Origin of the sequence: Microlunatus soli, assembly GCF_900105385.1 — a bacterium.
GTDB lineage: Bacteria > Actinomycetota > Actinomycetes > Propionibacteriales > Propionibacteriaceae > Microlunatus > Microlunatus soli.
This window is the reverse complement of record NZ_LT629772.1, coordinates 3243834-3261412: the sequence shown is the minus strand read 5'-3', so window position 1 is coordinate 3261412 and position 17579 is coordinate 3243834. Positions and strand designations below refer to the sequence as shown.

Annotated in this window: 17 protein-coding genes; 8 read left to right on the top strand and 9 right to left on the bottom strand. The window is 67.8% G+C overall.

Annotated elements, in window-relative coordinates:
* Positions 1–12 precede the first annotated feature (12 nt).
* Genes paaE through paaA form a run of 5 tightly spaced genes read right to left on the bottom strand, consistent with a single transcriptional unit; the run spans position 13 to position 3891 of the window.
* Positions 13–1101, bottom strand: a complete 1089-nt coding sequence (gene paaE, locus BLU38_RS14955) for a 1,2-phenylacetyl-CoA epoxidase subunit PaaE (RefSeq protein ID WP_231920355.1) — start codon at positions 1099–1101, stop codon at positions 13–15.
* Between the two features lies 1 nt (position 1102).
* Positions 1103–1660, bottom strand: coding sequence for a 1,2-phenylacetyl-CoA epoxidase subunit PaaD (paaD, locus tag BLU38_RS14950; protein WP_091532497.1), 558 nt, complete (start codon positions 1658–1660; stop codon positions 1103–1105).
* 5 nt (positions 1661–1665) lie between these two features.
* Positions 1666–2607: a 1,2-phenylacetyl-CoA epoxidase subunit PaaC gene (gene paaC, locus BLU38_RS14945; protein ID WP_091532495.1), complete on the bottom strand. Its 942-nt coding sequence runs from the start codon at positions 2605–2607 to the stop codon at positions 1666–1668.
* A gap of 10 nt (positions 2608–2617) precedes the next feature.
* The gene (gene paaB / locus BLU38_RS14940; RefSeq protein ID WP_091526022.1) at positions 2618–2929 is read right to left on the bottom strand and encodes a 1,2-phenylacetyl-CoA epoxidase subunit PaaB; all 312 of its coding nucleotides are present in this window, start codon (positions 2927–2929) and stop codon (positions 2618–2620) included.
* A complete protein-coding gene (gene paaA / locus BLU38_RS14935; protein ID WP_091526020.1) occupies positions 2926–3891 on the bottom strand; it encodes a 1,2-phenylacetyl-CoA epoxidase subunit PaaA in 966 nt (321 codons plus the stop codon). The genes paaB and paaA overlap by 4 nt, the downstream gene beginning before the upstream one ends.
* Positions 3892–4051: 160 nt before the next feature.
* On the opposite strand from paaA, the gene paaZ reads away from it, so the two are divergent.
* The 3 genes from paaZ to BLU38_RS14920 are packed head-to-tail and all read left to right on the top strand — an operon-like array spanning position 4052 to position 7267.
* A complete protein-coding gene (gene paaZ, locus BLU38_RS14930; protein WP_091532493.1) occupies positions 4052–6076 on the top strand; it encodes a phenylacetic acid degradation bifunctional protein PaaZ in 2025 nt (674 codons plus the stop codon).
* A 13-nt stretch (positions 6077–6089) separates the two neighbouring features.
* A complete protein-coding gene (locus BLU38_RS14925; RefSeq protein WP_091526017.1) occupies positions 6090–6653 on the top strand; it encodes a dihydrofolate reductase family protein in 564 nt (187 codons plus the stop codon).
* Between the two features lie 2 nt (positions 6654–6655).
* Positions 6656–7267, top strand: coding sequence for a TetR/AcrR family transcriptional regulator (locus BLU38_RS14920; RefSeq protein ID WP_091526015.1), 612 nt, complete (start codon positions 6656–6658; stop codon positions 7265–7267).
* A gap of 29 nt (positions 7268–7296) precedes the next feature.
* Here the strand turns inward: BLU38_RS14920 and paaK are convergent, their stop codons facing one another.
* Both paaK and BLU38_RS14910 read right to left on the bottom strand, forming a co-directional pair.
* Positions 7297–8616: a phenylacetate--CoA ligase PaaK gene (gene paaK / locus BLU38_RS14915; RefSeq protein ID WP_091526013.1), complete on the bottom strand. Its 1320-nt coding sequence runs from the start codon at positions 8614–8616 to the stop codon at positions 7297–7299.
* Positions 8617–8787: 171 nt separating this feature from the next.
* Positions 8788–9138 carry a peptidoglycan-binding domain-containing protein gene (locus tag BLU38_RS14910; RefSeq protein WP_091526011.1) on the bottom strand — a complete coding sequence of 117 codons (351 nt, stop codon included), beginning with the start codon at positions 9136–9138 and terminating at the stop codon, positions 8788–8790.
* Between the two features lie 181 nt (positions 9139–9319).
* On the opposite strand from BLU38_RS14910, the gene BLU38_RS31405 reads away from it, so the two are divergent.
* Positions 9320–10267 (top strand): LuxR C-terminal-related transcriptional regulator, encoded by a 948-nt coding sequence (locus tag BLU38_RS31405; RefSeq protein ID WP_197680127.1) that lies wholly within the window; start codon positions 9320–9322, stop codon positions 10265–10267.
* On the opposite strand, the gene BLU38_RS14900 is transcribed toward BLU38_RS31405, so the two are convergent.
* Both BLU38_RS14900 and BLU38_RS14895 read right to left on the bottom strand, forming a co-directional pair.
* Complete coding sequence (locus tag BLU38_RS14900; RefSeq protein ID WP_091526009.1) at positions 10248–11156, bottom strand: M56 family metallopeptidase; 909 nt, start codon at positions 11154–11156, stop codon at positions 10248–10250. The two genes, BLU38_RS31405 and BLU38_RS14900, sit on opposite strands and share 20 nt — an antisense overlap.
* Positions 11157–11169: 13 nt before the next feature.
* Positions 11170–11538 (bottom strand): BlaI/MecI/CopY family transcriptional regulator, encoded by a 369-nt coding sequence (locus BLU38_RS14895; protein ID WP_269458181.1) that lies wholly within the window; start codon positions 11536–11538, stop codon positions 11170–11172.
* Between the two features lie 77 nt (positions 11539–11615).
* On the opposite strand from BLU38_RS14895, the gene BLU38_RS14890 reads away from it, so the two are divergent.
* From BLU38_RS14890 to cydC, 4 genes are all read left to right on the top strand, one after another.
* The gene (locus tag BLU38_RS14890) at positions 11616–13145 is read left to right on the top strand and encodes a cytochrome ubiquinol oxidase subunit I (RefSeq protein ID WP_091526005.1); all 1530 of its coding nucleotides are present in this window, start codon (positions 11616–11618) and stop codon (positions 13143–13145) included.
* Between the two features lie 18 nt (positions 13146–13163).
* Entirely contained in the window at positions 13164–14183 is a 1020-nt protein-coding gene (cydB, locus tag BLU38_RS14885) for a cytochrome d ubiquinol oxidase subunit II (RefSeq protein WP_091526003.1), read from the top strand.
* 107 nt (positions 14184–14290) lie between these two features.
* A complete protein-coding gene (gene cydD, locus BLU38_RS14880; protein ID WP_407939690.1) occupies positions 14291–15934 on the top strand; it encodes a thiol reductant ABC exporter subunit CydD in 1644 nt (547 codons plus the stop codon).
* Entirely contained in the window at positions 15931–17565 is a 1635-nt protein-coding gene (cydC, locus tag BLU38_RS14875; protein ID WP_157683478.1) for a thiol reductant ABC exporter subunit CydC, read from the top strand. The genes cydD and cydC overlap by 4 nt, the downstream gene beginning before the upstream one ends.
* Positions 17566–17579 lie beyond the last annotated feature (14 nt).

The following is a 17579-nucleotide window of genomic DNA, read 5'->3' as shown; positions in this document are numbered from 1 at the left end:
GGTCGCGTCGGATCAGGCGTCGAAGTCGACGGTGACGGAATCGCTGAGCGGGTAGGACTGGCAGGTCAGGACGAAACCCTGATCCAGCTCGTCCGGCCCGAGGGCGTAGTTGCGGATCATGTCGACCTCACCGTCGCACAGCTTCGCCCGGCAGGTGCCGCAGACCCCACCCTTGCAGGCGAACGGGAGATCGGCCCGGGTCTGCTGGGCCGAGTCCAGGAGGCTGCGATCGCCGGCCATCGCCGTTGTGGTGCTGCGGCCGTCCAGGACCACGGTGACGGCACTGGTCTGTCCGCGGAGCTGCCGGTCCGGATGTCGCAGCTCCGGCGGTGGCTGGTCGACGTAGAACAACTCGACGTGCACTGCCGAGCCGGGCACACCGAGCTCGGCCAGGACCGTCCGGGCGTCGGTGAGCAGACCGAACGGGCCGCACAGCCAGACGTGATCCATGCCGGCCACCGGCACCAGTTCGGTGAGCAGTCTGCGCAGCCGGTCGGCGTCCAGCCGGCCGGAGAACAGATCGACGTCACGTGGTTCGCGGGACAGCACGTGGATCAGGTCGAACCGGCTCGGATGGCTGTTCTTCAGGTCGGCCAGGTCCTCGGCGAACATCACCGAGGTGCTGGTCCGGTTGCCGTAGAGGAGTGTCACCTCGGCGCCTCGCTCCAGCACCGACGACGCCACCGACAACATCGGCGTGATCCCGGACCCGGCGGCGATGCAGAGGTGCCGCTTGCCGGCGACCCGATCGGCCCGGAGATTGCCGCTGGGCGGCTGGACCTCGATCACGTCACCGGGTCTGACCTGGTGCACCAGCCAGCGGGAGAACAGCCCGTTGGGGATCTCCCGGACACCGATCCGTGGCCGGCTGCCGACCGGAGCACAGATCGAATAGGTCCGGCGTTCGTCCGTCCCGTCGACGATGCGGCGCAGAGTCAAGGACTGACCGGCGGCGAAGTCGTACCGGGCGGCCAACGCCGACGGCACATCGAAGGTGATCGCGACCGCGTCGTCGGTCAGCTGATCGATCTCGGCGACGGTCAGCGGATGGAACGTGGGCCTGCCCGAGTGCCCTTCGACAGGCTCAGGGACCTTGATCACCTCAGAACTCCTTGAAGTGGTCGAACGGTTCACGGCAGACCGAACAGCGGTAGTGCGCCGTGCAGGCGGTGGATCCGAATTCCGACACCGACTCGACAGCATTCGACCCGCACTGCGGGCAGGTCAACGCGCGGCGGGTCGGCCCGAGCCGGAGCGGGATCGGGTCCCTCGCGCTCGTCGGGGCCGGCGACCTCGGGGCCGGTGACGGCGGCGACATGCCGGCCTGACGGAGTGCGGCCCGGCCGTGTTCGGTGATCCAGTCCGAGCTCCACGGTGGGTCGAGGCTGATCTTCACCACGGCGTCGATGAATCCGGCACCGCGGAGCCGGTGGACCAGGTCGTCGGCCATGGTTGCCATGGCCGGGCAGCCTGAGTAGGTCGGCGTGATCGTCACCGTCACCCGTTCGCGGTCGACCTCGACACCGCGCAGGACGCCGAGGTCCTGCAGGGTGAGCATCGGCAGCTCGGGGTCGGTGACCGCCGCAGCGATGCGGCGCGCGCGCTGTACCGAGCGGGGACGCTCGGCCTGCCCCGGCGCGGTGTGGGTAGCACTGGCCATGATCATCACCAGCTGCCCGTCGGATGCGCACGGGCCACACTCTGCATCTCGGTCAGCATCGGACCCAACGCCTCGGTGTGCTGACCGTCACGACCGGACGGCGTCGCCTCCGGCGTGCTGATCGGCTCCTGGGGCCGCTGCAGTGTCGCCGCGGTGAACAGTTGATCAACAACGGTGTCAACCTCGGCTGCCGTTGACGACGGTGCAATCCCGAAGCCGTTTGCGACGGCGGCCGCTTCGACCGGATGATCGGTGAACAGTTCCGCCAGCTGAGGCCGGATCAGCTCGATGGCACCGACGATCCGCCGTCGGGACTCCTCGGTCCCGTCGGCCAGCGTGACGAACCAGCGACCGGCGAAGTCGCGGTGGTAGGCGACCTCCTTGACCCCCTTGGCCGCGATCGCCGCCAGCACCGGATCGCGACTGTCAACCAGTCGCTGCAGCAACGCCAGACGCCAACAGGAGAAGAACATCAGCCGCACGATGGTCGCCGCGAAATCACCCGACGACTGCTCGACCAGCCGAACGTTGCGGAACTGATGACCATCACGGAAGAAGGCCAGTGCGTCCTCGTCCGGCACCGGCGATCCGGCCGGAAGCGCAGGCCGTACCGACGGGTCCGCGGCCGCAGCCCGGGCCAGTAGCAGCCGGGCCTGGCCGAGCAGATCCAGCGCGATGTTGGCCAGCGCGATGTCGATCTCCAGGTCCGGGGCGTTGCTGCACCATTGCGACAACCGGTGTGACAGCACCAACGCATCGTCGCCGAGCATCAGGCAGTAGGCCGCCAATGCGGAGGGTTCGATACCGTCCGGGACTGCGGTGTCGACGCCGGCCAGCGGATCGGTGAAGTCGGTCCCGAAGGCCCAGTGCGTGTCGTTGACCAGCAGCCCGGCATAGGCGTTGTCGTGATCGGCGGGCTGATCATGCTCGGTCGACGGAGAGGTCATGATCATCACCTCACATGTGTGGCACGTTGTCGGGGATCTTGTAGAAGGTCGGGTGTCGGTAGACCTTGTCGCCGCTGGGCGCGAAGAGCGGGTCCTTCTCCTCCGGACTGGACGCGGTGATCGCGTCGGAGCGCACCACCCAGATGCTGACACCCTCGTTGCGTCGGGTGTAGACGTCCCGGGCGTGCCGCAGCGCGAGTTGATCATCGGGGGCATGCAAGGAGCCGACATGGACGTGGTTGAGCCCGCGCTTGCCGCGGACGAACACCTCGTACAGCGGCCATTCGGTAGCATTGGTCTGCTCCGATGCTTGGTCGGTCATCCCGCTCGCTCCCGTACCTTCGCCGCATGCGCGGTCGCCGCTTCCCGGACCCAGGCACCGTCGTCGTAGGCACGCTTGCGGTGCTCGATCCGCTGCTGGTTGCACGGCCCGTTGCCCTTCACCACCGACCAGAACTCCTCCCAGTCCGGCTCGCCGAAGTCGTAGTGATCACGGTCGGCGTTCCAGCGCAGGTCGGGATCGGGGAAGGTGACGCCGAGCGCCTCGGCCTGCGGCACCGACATGTCGACGAACTTCTGCCGCAACGCGTCATTGGTGTCCCGCTTGATCCCCCAGGCCATCGACTGCGCCGTGTTCGGCGAGTCGCCGTCCGGCGGACCGAACATCATCAGCGCCGGCCACCAGAACCGGTTCACCGATTCCTGCACCATGGCCTGCTGCTCGGCGGTGCCACGCATCATCGTCGCCAGCAGTTCGTAGCCCTGCCGTTGATGGAAGGACTCCTCCTTGCAGATCCTGATCATGGCCCGGCCGTACGGTCCGTACGAGGTGCGGCACAGCGGCACCTGATTGCAGATCGCCGCGCCGTCGACCAACCAGCCGATGGTGCCGACATCGGCGTAGCTCGGCGTCGGATAGTTGAAGATCGACGAGTACTTCTGCCTGCCCATGATCAACATCCGGGTCAGGTCGTCGCGGGAGGTGCCGAGGGTCTCGGTCGCCGAGTAGAGGTAGAGCCCGTGACCGGCCTCGTCCTGCACCTTGGCCAGCAGGATCGCCTTGCGGCGCAGCGACGGCGCCCGGGTGATCCAGGCACCCTCGGGCTGCATCCCGATGATCTCCGAATGCGCATGCTGGGCGATCTGCCGAATCAACGTCTTGCGATAGGCCGCCGGCATCCAGTCCCGCGGCTCGATCCGGTCGTTGCGGGCGATGATCGCCTCGAACTCCTCGGTCTGCGCGGGCTCCTCCGACGGCGCTGTGTCGTGCAGCGGCGTCGTCATCGAGCCTCCTGATGCCTCCGGATCCGATCCTCGACAGACCGAACGTTCGGTACTAGCCTGGCACGGGAGTCTGAGCTCCGCAACGGATGTGCCCTTCGACAAGCTCAGGGATCTTGTCGGCGACGGGCTCAGGGACCTGGTGGATCGGGAGGACGGCGTGGTGAGCGCAGTGTTGCAGAGCTACATCGCGGGTCGCTGGGTCAGCGGCGACGGTGAGGGCGAGCCGGTGTTCGACGCCGGCACCGGCGAGGAGGTCACTCGCGTCTCCAGCCATGGACTGGACCTGTCGGCGATGGTCCAGCATGCTCGGCGGGCGGGCCCGGCGATCGTCGAGCTCACTTTCCACCAACGCGCCCTGCTGTTGAAGGAGATTGCCCAGCAACTGACCGCGGCCAAGGACGAACTGTATGAGCTGTCGTTCCGCACCGGCGCCACCCGCCGGGACTCCGCGGTCGACATCGACGGCGGCTTCGGCACCTTGTTCAGCCTCTCCAGCAAGGCGCGGCGCGAGCTGCCGAACGACACCGTCCACCTCGACGGCGGCCTGGAACGTCTGGGCCGCGCGGGTCAGTTCGTCGGGCAGCACGTCTACACCTCCCGGCCCGGTGTCGCGGTCCAGATCAACGCGTTCAACTTCCCCGTCTGGGGGATGCTGGAAAAGCTGGCGCCGGCCTTCCTCGCCGGCCTGCCGAGCATCGTCAAACCCGCGAGCCAGACCGGCTATCTGACCGAGGCCGTGGTGCGCAAGATCATCGACTCCGGCGTGCTGCCGGAAGGGTCGCTGCAACTGCTCAGCGGTGGCGCCGGTGCCTTGCTGGACGAGCTCGGCCCGCAGGACTCGGTCGCCTTCACCGGCTCCGCGCACACCGCCGGTCTGCTGCGCCGACACCCGTCGGTGCTGACCGACGGCGTCCGGCTCGGGGTCGAGGCCGACTCGCTGAACTGTTCGGTGCTCGGCCCCGACGTCGCACCGGACGATCCCGAGTTCGACCTGTTCATCAAGGGCGTCGTCGCCGAGATGACGGTCAAGGCCGGCCAGAAGTGCACGGCGATCCGGCGGGTGATCGTCCCCCGGGAACGTGCCGACGAGATCGTCGAAGCGCTGACCGCACGGCTGACCAAGATCACCGTCGGCGACCCGTCCGATCCCGATGTCCGGATGGGCCCGTTGGCCAGCCTCGGCCAGCGGGTCGAGGTCCGGAAGGCGATCGAGGCACTGCGGAGTTCGGCCGAGATCGTCTACGGCGACCCGGATCGGGTGTCGACGGTCGGCGCCGATGCCGAACGCGGTGCCTTCCTGTCGCCGGTGCTGCTGCGAGCCCGGGACGGCGCGGTCGAGCCGCACGACGTCGAGCCGTTCGGCCCGGTGTCCACGGTGTTGACCTATTCCTCGCTGCCGCAGGCCGTCGAGTTGGCGGCCCGCGGTCGCGGCAGCCTGGTCGGTTCGGTGATCACCAACGATCCGCGGGTCGCTCGCGATGTCACCATCGGGCTGGCTCCGTGGCACGGCCGGATCCTGGTGCTCAACCGGGAGGATGCGGCCGAGTCGACCGGGCACGGCAGCCCGTTGCCGATGCTGGTGCACGGTGGCCCGGGCCGGGCCGGCGGCGGCGAGGAGCTCGGCGGTGTCCGGGCCGTGCTGTCCCACATGCAACGGACCGCGGTCCAGGCCTCGCCGAACATGATGACCGCGATCACCGGTCGCTGGACGACCGGCTCGGATCGCGTCCCGTCCGAGGAGCACCCGTTCCGCAAATCCCTTGCCCGGTTGCGGATCGGCGACACGATCTCCACCGACAGCCGGACCGTCAGCCAGTCCGACATCGATCGGTTCGCCGACTTCACCGGCGACACCTTCTACGCCCACACCGATCCCGAGGCTGCGGCGGCGAACCCGTTCTTCGGCGGGCTGGTCGCACACGGCTACCTGGTGGTCTCGCTGGCCGCCGGACTGTTCGTCGATCCGGCGCCGGGGCCGGTGCTGGCCAACTTCGGCATCGACAACCTGCGCTTCCTGACGCCGGTCAAGCCCGGCGACAGCATCCGGGTCGAGCTGACCGTCAAGCAGCTCACCCCACGGGCCACCGCCGACTACGGCGAAGTCCGGTGGGACGCGGAGGTCCGCAACCAGCGCGACGAGATCGCGGCGTCGTACGATGTGCTGACCCTGGTCGCCAAGGAGTAGAGGACTCACCCGGATGGCACGTTTGATCTATTCCTACATCGCGTCCTTGGACGGTTTCGTCGAGGACGAGAACGGCGGCTTCGGCTGGGCCGCTCCCGACGCCGAGGTGCACGCCTTCGTCAACGACCTCGAGCGGCCGATCGGCAGCTATCTCTACGGCCGCCGGATGTACGAGACGATGGCGGTCTGGGAGACCGACCCCGAGCTGGCCACCGGGTCACCGGAGACGGCCGACTTCGCCAAGATCTGGAAGGCAGCGACCAAGATCGTCTTCTCCCGGAGCCTGGACGCGGTGTGGACCGCCGACACCCGACTGGCCGGCGAGTTCAGCGCGGCCGCCGTCCACCAGCTGAAGGAATCGGCCGATCGCGATCTCTCGGTCGGCGGCGCCGATCTTGCCGCCTCGGCCATCCGGGCCGGTCTGGTCGACGAGATCCACGCGATCCTGGTGCCCGAGGTGGTCGGCGGTGGCAAGCGAGCCCTGCCCAAGCACCGGCTGGGACTCGAACTGCTGGACCACAAGGGATTCGGCAACGGCACCGCCTTCCTGCGCTACGCCGTCCGGCCTCCGGTCTGATCATGACCGTCCGTGCCCGTACGCTGCCGTCCGGTGAACCACGACCGCAGTACAACCTCGACCGGTTGCTGGCAGTGGCGGTCGAGGTCTTCACCGAACGCGGCTATGACGGCACCAGTTTCCAGCACCTGTCACGGGCCTCGGGACTGAGCAAGTCCTCGATCTACCACCACATCGACAGCAAGGAGCAACTGCTCCGGCTGGCTCTGGAGTATGCCCTCGATCCGTTGATGTCGATCATGAAGGACGAGGCTGCGACCACCGGCCGGGCGCTTGATCAATTGACCTACGTGATCCGTCGGGCGATCGAGATCCTGGCCGACCGACTGCCGTACGTCGCTCTGCTGTTGAGTGTGCACGGCAACACCGACACCGAGCGTTGGGCGCTCGAACAGCGACGGACCTTCGACCGGTTCGTCGCCGACATCGTGCGCCGCGCCGTCGACGACGGTGATCTGCGATCCGAACTCGATCCCAAGATCACCGCCCGGCTGATCCTGGGCACGATCAACTCGTTGACCGAGTGGTATCGGCCCAACGAGCACCACTCCCCCGCCGAGCTCGCAGCCCAGATCAGCTCACTGATCCTCGACGGGCTCCGACCCAACCGCTAGTTGCCGCAGGTCGGCGCGGCAGCACCTCGCTACGTTGTGACGCCTCGCGGCGGGCGGTGGTCGACGATGCGGCGCATCTTTCCCATCGACCGTTCGATCGTGCCGGGATCGACGACCTCCACGGCGACGGAGACCCCGATCCGGTTCTTGATCAATCGGCCCAGTTGATCTCGAGCGTCCGGACCTGCGGCATCGGCGACGTCGGCTCGCCGTTCGACCCGTACGGTCATCTCGTCCAGCGTCCCGGTGCGCGCCAGGACGCATTGGAAGTGCGGCGACAACTGCTCCAGGCTCAAGATCAACTCTTCGATCTGGGTCGGGAAGAGGTTGACTCCGCGCAGGATGATCATGTCGTCGGTGCGGCCGGTGATCTTTTCGATCCGCCGCATCGTCCGCGCGGTGCCGGGCAGCAGCCGGGTCAGGTCCCTGGTCCGGTAGCGGATCACCGGCATCGCCTGCTTGGTCAGCGAGGTGATCACCAGTTCGCCCTCTTCGCCGTCGGGCAGCACCTGGTGAGTGACCGGGTCGATGATCTCGGGATAGAAATGATCTTCCCAGATGTGCAGACCGTCCTTGGTCTCGACACATTCGCTGGCCACCCCCGGACCGATCACTTCCGACAGTCCGTAGATGTCGACGGCGTGCAGGTCCAGCCGTTGCTCCAGCTCGGCGCGCATGTCGTCGGTCCACGGCTCGGCACCGAAGATGCCCACCTTCAGCGAGGTCGACCGCGGGTCGATCCCCTGGCGCTCCAGCTCATCGACGATCGCCAGCATGTAGGACGGGGTGACGGTGATGATGTCCGGCCGGAAATCGGTGATCAACTGCACCTGCCGCTCGGTCATCCCACCGGACACCGGGACCACCGTGCAGCCGAGTTTCTCCGCACCACCGTGGATGCCGAGCCCGCCGGTGAACAGCCCGTAACCGTACGCGTTGTGCAAGATGTCGCCGGCGCGACCACCGGCGGCCCGGATGCTGCGAGCGATCACCGTCGCCCAGACCTCCAGGTCGTCGCGGGTGTAGCCGACGACAGTCGGCCGACCGGTGGTGCCCGACGAGGCATGCACCCGGGCCACCTGCTCACGGGGCACCGCGAACATGCCGAACGGGTAGTTGTCCCGCAGGTCGGCCTTGGTCGTCAGCGGCAGCTTCGCAAGATCGTCCAGAGACGTGACGTCATCCGGCACCAGGCCGGCGGCGTCGAAGGCCGCACGATAGTGCAGAACATTCTCGTACGCCTGTGCCACGGTCCATTGCAATCGCTGCAGCTGCAACGATCGCAGTTCATCGACCGACGCGGTCTCGATCGGCTCCAGGTCCCCCGGCTGCGGACTCAGCTGCACCATCGGCGCACTCCTCCTCGAGTAGCCGACGCGAACCCGTCGCTGCCGCGCCGCTGCATCGGCAGCCTACCGAAAAGGAGCCAGTAGCCGGGAGGCGGAAGGGCCCTGATCAAGCCGGTCGGACACCAGTTCGAACGACTACCCTCAGGTCCCTTCGGTCGTGTCACCCCTCGATCAGGAAGACGTGTTGTACCTGTAGAGCTGCGCCCAGGTCCGAGGACCGATGTAACCGTCCACTTCCAGGTGGTCACGGGCTTGGAACGCCCGGACGGTTGCCCGGGTGCGGTACCCGAAGCTCCCATCAACCACCACGTTGCCGCCGGCCTTGTTCAACAGGCACTGAGCCTGTTTGACCGCGGTTCCCTTCGACCCCAGGTGCAGCACCGGCCTCGCGCTCGTGAGTTCGCACCCGCCGATGGGGATGGGCTTTGCGGTGGCCTCCGGCGCAGCGGCCAGTGCGAGGCCGCTACCGAGGACCGATGCTGCCAGGACGGCGCCTGCGATGCGCCGACGAATCGTTGACATGGACCTTCTCCTGTGTGCGTTGACAAATCGGACGACTGTGACGCTAGATCAGTCCTGAGGCGGGCAACAGGTTCGACTTTTGGCCCCCTGGTCGTACCGGATCGGCAGTACCGTGGCCCCTCCTTCGGTTTGACTACTGCCCGGCGATGATCGCCGATGCGGATGAGTCGGAGGGGGAAGTATGGGGTTCTCGGACCGCACGACAGCAGTGCTGCAGGCGGCGGACCGGCGGATCAGCAGTTCGCGACCGGAGTCGCCGACGCAACGATTCGAGGCCTGCCTGCACGCGGTGCAGGCATTGGCGCCGGTCGACAGCTTCTACGGTGGCTGGTTCATCGAACCGGGCGTGCTGTCGGTCGAATACGTGACCGACCGGGGCGTGCCGCACGGCGGCGACGTCATCCCGTTCGGTCCGCGTGGGCTCTCGGCCCACCTGATCAACACCGGCCGGACCTATCTGTGGCGGCACGACGACGGTCATCTGATCCACCTCGGGGTGAAATTCGGCGCGCTCGACGAGGCCAGCCGGGACGCGGTGGTGACTCCGATGTTGGCCGCAAACGGCAGCGTGCTGGGCATCCTCGCTGCACTCAGCTATCGGGCCGGAGCGTTCGATGCGGAGGTCGTCGCCGCGCTGGGGTGGCTGGCCACCGCCGTGGCGATCAGTCAGGACCACCACGCTTCGCTGACCCAGCGGCTCGACCTGGAGGCGATCTACCCCGACAGCCCGCGGGACCAGGCCGCCGAGCAGGTGTTGCTCAGCCTGGCGCAGGATCTGACCCAGCTCGACCATCAGTTGCGGGTGGTCGCGGGTCGCTGTCAGGACGCGACGCTCGACGACGCTCGCGCGGTCGTCCAGCACGCCCAGCGGCAGCTGACCGCGGCCAGCCGGCCCGGCCTGCGTCCGTCCACCCACCACGATCTGCGATTGCTGACCAGCAGGGAGCGCGAGATCGTGGAGCACCTGCTGACACACGGCAGCATGACCAACCGCCAACTCGCCACCCGCCTCGGGATCAGCGAATTCACCGTCAAGGGACACATGACCCGGATCCTGGCCAAGCTCCAGGTCGGCAGCCGGGCGGAACTGCTCCGGCCGGCACCCGAACTCAGTACCAGCCGAAGTTGAGGCCGGTCAGGTGCAGCCAACCGAAGAGGGTCGGCGCGCCGAAGATCACCACCGGCATCGCGATCAATGCCAGCGCCAGCAGGTAGATCGCCACACTCAGCAGCCGGTGCGGTTTGGGTTCGTCGGCCAATCGGGCGACCCGGACGGCGGTGCCGTAGCTGACCCCCATCGCAAAGCCGGGCACCGGCGCCGCCGCCATCGCGACCAGGGCACGGGCCAACGGGATCGGACCGGTCCGACGCCGGGCTGCGTCATCGGCGAGCAGTTCGACCAGCAGCCGGGCTTCCTTCAGCGGCACGTCGCTGCGGACCGCGATCGGGAAGGCGCGGTGCAATGCGGCGAAGGTGTCCAGCACCAGGTCGTGCCGGGCCCGGAGGTGGGCCTCCTCGTGGGCCAGGACGGCGGCGACCTCGTCGGACTTCAACGTCTGCAGGGCTCCCTCGCTGACCACCACCCGGGAGTGCCGGACGGCCGGCAGGCAGTACGCGAGCGGGATGGTCTCACTCATCACCCGCAGACTCGGCAGCTCCGGACGCCGATCGGCCTGCCCGAGCAGATCGACGGCCTGCCGATGCCGGGTCCGCCGCATCCCCGAGATCCGGACCACGGTGATCAGAGACCAGATCAACCGGAGCACGACGACCAGTGTGAACAGCAGGATGATGCCGTAGACCAGCACCTCGGCCACCGACGGGTTGGGGCGGCGGAACAGGCCGAGACTGAGGGCCAGCCCGGCACCGATCACCGACACCAACGCTGCCACCGAGCCTGCCTGCCAGAGCACCACAGCGGCCCGGGGGACCCGATGCAGGAACTGCCAGCGGCCGACCCAGATCGACCCCGGTCCGACCAGAATCACGGCAAGGATGCCGAGTGCGACGCCGATCATGTCTTCGGGAGGTTCAGCTCTTGCTCTCGAGCCGGGAGAGTGCCTCGCGCATCGTGGCCGCCTCCTCCGGGGTGACCCGATCGACGAACGCGACCAGCGCCGCGGTCCGGTCCTGGCCGGTGCCCTCAAGGGCTTCGTGCATCACGTCGGCGGCCATCTCTTCACGGGTCTGCACTGCTGCGTAGAGATAGGCACGCCCGGAGCTCTCACGGTTGACCAGGCCCTTCTTGGCCAGTCGATCCAACACCGTCATCACGGTCGTGTACGCCAGATCACGCTCACGGGTCAGCGCAGCGTGCACATCACGAACCGAACGCGGGGCGGCGGAGCTCCACAGCTCCTCCATCACCCGGCGTTCCAGATCTCCCAGAGAACTCACCACGTAGCCATCCTAGCTCAGGTACTACAAATCAACGTACTACCTTGGCTAGTACGACAGTGCGTAGTAGATTGCTGCACATGGACACGGAGCTGCTGTCCCGGATCCAATTCGGGACCACGACCGTCTATCACTTCTTCTTCGTCCCGGTCACGATCGGACTGGCCGGCCTGGTCGCCGGCATCCAGACAGCCTGGCTACGGACGGGCAACCCGCGCTACCTCCGACTGACCAAGCTGTACGGCAAACTGTTCTTGATCAACTTCGCGGTCGGTGTCGCCACCGGTCTGGTGCAGGAGTTCCAGTTCGGCATGAACTGGAGTCAGTTCTCCCGGTTCGTCGGCGACATCTTCGGCGCTCCGCTGGCCCTGGAGGGTCTGCTCGCGTTCTTCCTCGAGTCGACCTTCCTCGGTCTGTGGATCTTCGGCTGGGACCGGCTGCCGAAGAAGCTGCATCTGGCCTGCATCTGGATCGTCGCGGTCGCCACCCTGTTCAGTGCGTTCTTCATCCTGGCAGCGAACTCGTTCATGCAGAACCCGGTCGGGTACGCCATCCGCGACGGTCGCGCCGAGTTGACCGACTTCGGTGCCCTACTCACCAATCCGGTGCTGCTGACCACCATCCCGCACCAGATCTTCGCCTGCTACCTGGTCGGCGCCGGCATCGTCACCGCGGTCGCTGCCTGGCACCTGGTCCGGATCGCCAAGGGTCCTGAGCCCGTCGAAGGACCACGGCCCAGCCAGCAGGGTCCTGAGCCCGCCGAAGGACCGCAGACCCAATCCGCGAGTCACACTCACAGCCCTTCGACAAGCTCAGGGCCCTCGGAGGAGCGGGCGACCTTCCGATCGGCGCTGCGGATCGGTGCGGTGGCGATGTTGATCGCGGCGGCCGGGACGTTCGTGTCCGGCGACTTCCAGGGCAAGGTGATGACCGACGTCCAGCCGATGAAGATGGCCGCCGCCGAAGCCCTGTACAACACCGAACAACCGGCGTCGTTCTCGATCGTCACCATCGGGACCCTGGACGGCAAGCACGAGGTGTGGGCGCTCAAGGTGCCGCACCTGCTCTCCTTCCTGGCCGAGAACAACTTCTCCGCCGAAGTGCTCGGGATCAACGACCTGCAACGGGACTACCAGGCCAAGTACGGTCCGGGCGACTATGCGCCGGTCATCCCGCTCACCTACTGGAGCTTCCGGGCGATGATGGGACTCGGCATCGTGTCCTTCGGCGCCGCGGTGTTGATCTTGTGGTTCACCCGTAAGGGTCGCGATCCGGCCACCACCGGACTGTTCGGCTTGGTCTGGCGACTCGGCCCGCCGCTGCTGCCGTTCCTGCCGGTGCTGGCCAACTCGTTCGGTTGGATCTTCACCGAGACCGGGCGTCAGCCGTGGCTGGTCTTCGGCCTGCTGCAGACCAGGGCCGGCGTGTCACCCGGGGTCAGCGTCGCCGAAGTGATCGTCTCGCTCACCATCTTCACGATCTTGTACGCCGTACTCGCCGTCATCGAGCTCCGACTGTTCACCCGAACCATCTCCTCCGGCCTGCCCGCCGTCGAGTCCGCACCGGACGACGACGAGGTCGAGGACCAGCCGCTCAGCTACGCCTTCTGACCAAGAACGGATCTGATCATGGAACTGACAACACTCTGGTTCGGTGTCGTGACGTTCTTCTGGCTCGGCTACTTCGTGCTGGAAGGCTTCGACTTCGGGGTCGGGATGTGGCAGACCCTGCTCGGACGTGAGGAACGAGATCGGCGAGCGATCATCAGCACCATCGGCCCGGTCTGGGACGGCAACGAGGTCTGGGTGATCGTGGCCGGCGGTGCGATGTTCGCGGCCTTCCCGGGTTGGTACGCGACCACCTTCAGCGCCTTCTACCTGCCCCTGTTGGCGATCCTGGTCGCGTTGATCATCCGGGTGGTGGCCTTCGAGTACCGCGATCACCACGACGATCCGCGCTGGCGCCGCCGCTGGGACACCTGCATGCTGATCGGCTCCGCACTGCCGGCATTCCTGTGGGGACTGGTGTTCGGCAACATCGTCGCCGGGCTGCCGTTGAACAGCAACGGGGACTACACCGGCTCGCCTTTAGGGTTGCTGAACCCGTTCGCGGTGTTGATCGGTGTCACCACGCTCAGCCTGTTCCTGACCCACGGTGGTGTGTTCCTGGCACTGCGGACGACCGGCGAACTGCGGCTCCGGGCCAAGCGAGCCGCCGGCGTCTCCGGGATGTTCAGCGCCGTCCTCGGCATCGCCGCATTGCTCTGGTTGAACCTGTTGCCGACGACCGGCAATCGTCCGGTGGTGCTGGCACTGTCGGTGATTGCCGTTGTGGCGTTGGTGTTCGCGCTGGTGATGCATCGCGCCGATCGGGACGGCTGGTCCTTCGCCGGCACCGCGCTCACCGTCGCAGCTGTCGTGCTGTCGTTGTTCGCCGCGCTCTTTCCGCGGCTGCTGCCGAGCAGCACCGATCCGCGCTGGACGCTGACGATCACCAACGCCGCGGCCGGTGACTACTCGCTGACGATCATGAGCTGGTCGGCGCTGGTGCTGATCCCGTTGGTGATCGGCTACCAGGCGTGGACCTACTGGGTCTTCCGGAAGCGGGTCGTCGTCGAACCCGCACCGGAGAACGCCGGCGCACGATGACCGGGCGCAAGAACCCTGAGCTTGTCGACAAGGGCCCTGAGCTTGTCGAAGGGTCGGAACATGCGGGCGGCGATCAAGAACACAGTCCTTCGACAAGCTCAGGCCCCTTGGATCCGCGACTGCTGCGGCGGGCGGCAGCGGTTCGTCGGCTGCTGGTCGGGCAGACCGTGATCGGCACGCTGAGCGCGCTCAGCGTGGTGGCGATCGCATACTGCATCGGGTCCGGGGTCGGCACGGCGTTCACAACGCATACAGTGCAACCGTTGCTGAGCGTGACACCCTGGCTGGCCGGCGCCTTCCTGGCCCGCGGGCTGCTGTCCTGGCTGGCGGACCTGGTTGCTGTCCGGGCGGCGATCGCGGTGAAGTCGCAGCTGCGCCGCGAGATCACCCAGGCCTATCTCCGACCGGGCGACCCGCAGCCGGACCACGGCACGGTGACCAGCCTGATCAGCACCGGACTGGACGATCTGGACGGCTACTTCGCCAGATACCTTCCGCAGTTGGTGCTCGCGGTCGCCGCCCCGCTGGTGATCGGGATCGCGGTCGCGGTGCAGGATCTGATCAGCGCGGTGATCATCGCACTCACGCTGCCGCTGATCCCGATCTTCATGATCCTGGTCGGTTGGTCGACCCAGAAGCTGACCGGTCGGCGATGGCGGGTGCAGGCCAGGTTGGCCCATCACTTCGCCGATCTGGTCGCCGGGTTGCCGACGTTGCGGGCCTTCGGCCGCGCACGGGCCCAGGCCGAGGGCCTGCGCCGGTCGGGTGAGGCTCATCGGGTGGAGACGATGGCGACCCTGCGGATCGCGCTGCTGTCGGCTTTGGTGCTCGAGCTCGCGGCCACCTTGTCGGTTGCCGTCGTTGCGGTGGTGATCGGGATCCGGGTGATCGCCGGTGACGTGTCGCTGAGCACCTCGCTGTTCGTCCTGATCCTCGCACCGGAGGCGTACCTGCCGCTGCGGAAGGTGGGCGTGCACTACCACGACGCGGCAGCGGGTGCCGCGGCCGCACGAACCGCACTCGACCTGATCGACCGGGTCCCGGTGGCGAGGGTCGGCACCGCTGCAGTGCCGACCGGGCCGGTCGAACTGGCCGCCTCCGGTCTGACCTTCCGGTATCCGGCTGCCGACCGCGAGACCGTTCGTCCGGTGCTGTCGGGCGTCGATGCGGTGGTCCGCGCCGGCGATCTGACATGTCTGGTCGGGCCCAGCGGCAGCGGCAAGACCACCTTGTTGATGCTCATGATGGGCTGGCTGCGACCGGACTCGGGCCGGGTCCGGATCAACGATGTCGACCTCGACGACCTGGATCTTGAGGAACTGCGCCGACGCATCGCCTGGGTCGGTCAGCAGCCGGGGATGATCCCGGGGACGATCGCCGCCAACGTACAGCTCGGGGCACCGGACGCCGATGCCGAACAGGTCGCGGCGGCGCTGCGGTCGGCCGACGTCGATCTCGATCCTGGGCGGCAGCTCGACGCGGCCGAGGTGGGCCGGCTGTCCGGTGGCGAGCTACGCCGGGTCGCGTTGGCCCGGGCCCTGCTCCGGGTCCGACACGGCGGCGCCGGGCTGATGATCCTGGACGAGCCGACGGCCGGACTGGACGCGGCGACCGAATTGCGGACCATCGAGCTGATCCGCAGTCTCGGGGTGACCGCACTCGTCGTTTCACACCGGCCTGCGGTGATCGCGGCGGCCGATCACCTGATCGAGCTGGGCACCGCTGTCACCCCGGAGCGGGTGGCAGCGTGAGCACCCTGCTGGCGTCTCGACCGACGGCCACCGCCGCACCGGTCGGGGAACCGGACGTCGAGCAGCCCGATGATCATCACTGGTCGCTGCCGCTGGCGCTGCTGCGGCCGATCCTGCTGGGTGTCGTCGCTCAGGCGTGTGCCGTGGGGCTGCTCGTGGTCTCGGCCTGGTTGCTGTCCAAGGCGGCCCTGCATCCGCCGGTGCTGTATCTGATGACGACGGTTGTCGCGGTCCGCGCCCTCGGTATCGGACGTGGCGTGCTGCGCTATCGGGAACGGCTCGCCGGGCACGACGTCGCGCTCCGCCTGCAGGCCCGGCTCCGGATGCGGACCTTCACCCGGCTCGCCGACGGTGCGACGACGCGGCGGCGCGGTGACCTGCTGAGCCGGCTGATCACCGACATCGACGCGGTGCAGGATCTCGTCGTCCGGGTGCTCGTCCCGATCATCTCCGCGGCCCTGGTGATGGTCGCCACCGTCGCCGTGATCACCGTCATCTCGCCGGCAGCCGGAGTGTTGCTGTCGGCGGGATCGGTGCTCTCCGGGGTATTGCTGCCCTGGCTCACGGCCCGGTTGTCGGCGACGGTGTCCCGGACGCGGGCGCCGCTGCGCGCCGGATTGGCCGACGAGATCACCACCATCGCCCACTCCCGGCTCGACCTGGTCGCCTACGGCGCGGCTCCGGCGGCGATCGAACGATTGGCGGCGATCGACGGCCGGCTCGCCGCGGCCGAGCGACGCGCCGCGCAGTTGGCCGGGCTGGCAACGGGAGTGCAATGGCTGGTCACCGGTGCAGTGGTGATCGGCTCGATGGTGGTCGCCGGGGAGGCGGTCGCCCGGGGTGACCTGGCCCCGGTGCTGCTTGCGGTGCTCGCGCTGACTCCGCTGGCCCTGCACGAGGTGGTGGCGGCGCTGCCGGCCGCGACCCAGGCCGGGCAACGCTGCCGATCGGCACTGGTACGGGTCCAGGAGTTGATCATGACCGGATCGTCCGCGGTCCCGGCGGCTGGCTCGGCCGGCGTTGTCCGGCGGGATCCGTCGGCCGCCCCGCTGGTCGAGACCGTCGGGCTGACGGTCGGTTGGTCGGAAGCTGCGCCGCTGGTCCGCGGGATCGATCTCCGGGTCGGTGCCGGAGACCGGGTCGCGTTGGTCGGGCCGAGCGGGGTCGGCAAGTCGACCGTTGCGGCGACCCTGATGGGCGACGCCCCGGTGCTCGCCGGCCGGGCAACCGTGCACGGCCGGATCGGTTATCTGGCTCAGGATGCGCACGTCTTCGACACCACGGTGGCCGAGAACGTCCGGATCGGCCTGCGGGACGCCTCCGACACCGCGGTCCGCTCGGCGCTGAACGAAGTCGGGCTGGAGCACCTCGAGCTGGAACAACTGGTCGGCGAGTTCGGCGCCGCGGTCTCCGGCGGTGAGGCGCGCCGACTGGCCTGCGCCCGGTTGTTGGTCGCCGACTGCTCGGTGCTGATCATGGACGAACCGACCGAGCATCTGGACCGTGCCAGCGCCGACGGCATCATCGAGTTGATCATGACCGTCCGGCCTTCGGCGGCGGTGCTGGTGATCACTCACGACCCGGTCCTGATCGCCCGCTGCGACCGGAGCATCGATCTGCGGCGGAGCTGAGCCCGTCGGTACGG

Coding starts and splice junctions, on each gene's coding strand:
- paaD (WP_091532497.1), bottom strand. CDS start 1,660: ATGGCCAGTGCTACCCACACCGCGCCGGGGCAGGCCGAGCGTCCCCGC.
- paaC (WP_091532495.1), bottom strand. CDS start 2,607: ATGACCTCTCCGTCGACCGAGCATGATCAGCCCGCCGATCACGACAAC.
- paaB (WP_091526022.1), bottom strand. CDS start 2,929: ATGACCGACCAAGCATCGGAGCAGACCAATGCTACCGAATGGCCGCTG.
- paaA (WP_091526020.1), bottom strand. CDS start 3,891: ATGACGACGCCGCTGCACGACACAGCGCCGTCGGAGGAGCCCGCGCAG.
- BLU38_RS14925 (WP_091526017.1), top strand. CDS start 6,090: ATGGCACGTTTGATCTATTCCTACATCGCGTCCTTGGACGGTTTCGTC.
- BLU38_RS14920 (WP_091526015.1), top strand. CDS start 6,656: ATGACCGTCCGTGCCCGTACGCTGCCGTCCGGTGAACCACGACCGCAG.
- paaK (WP_091526013.1), bottom strand. CDS start 8,616: ATGGTGCAGCTGAGTCCGCAGCCGGGGGACCTGGAGCCGATCGAGACC.
- BLU38_RS14910 (WP_091526011.1), bottom strand. CDS start 9,138: ATGTCAACGATTCGTCGGCGCATCGCAGGCGCCGTCCTGGCAGCATCG.
- BLU38_RS31405 (WP_197680127.1), top strand. CDS start 9,320: ATGGGGTTCTCGGACCGCACGACAGCAGTGCTGCAGGCGGCGGACCGG.
- BLU38_RS14900 (WP_091526009.1), bottom strand. CDS start 11,156: ATGATCGGCGTCGCACTCGGCATCCTTGCCGTGATTCTGGTCGGACCG.
- BLU38_RS14890 (WP_091526005.1), top strand. CDS start 11,616: ATGGACACGGAGCTGCTGTCCCGGATCCAATTCGGGACCACGACCGTC.
- cydB (WP_091526003.1), top strand. CDS start 13,164: ATGGAACTGACAACACTCTGGTTCGGTGTCGTGACGTTCTTCTGGCTC.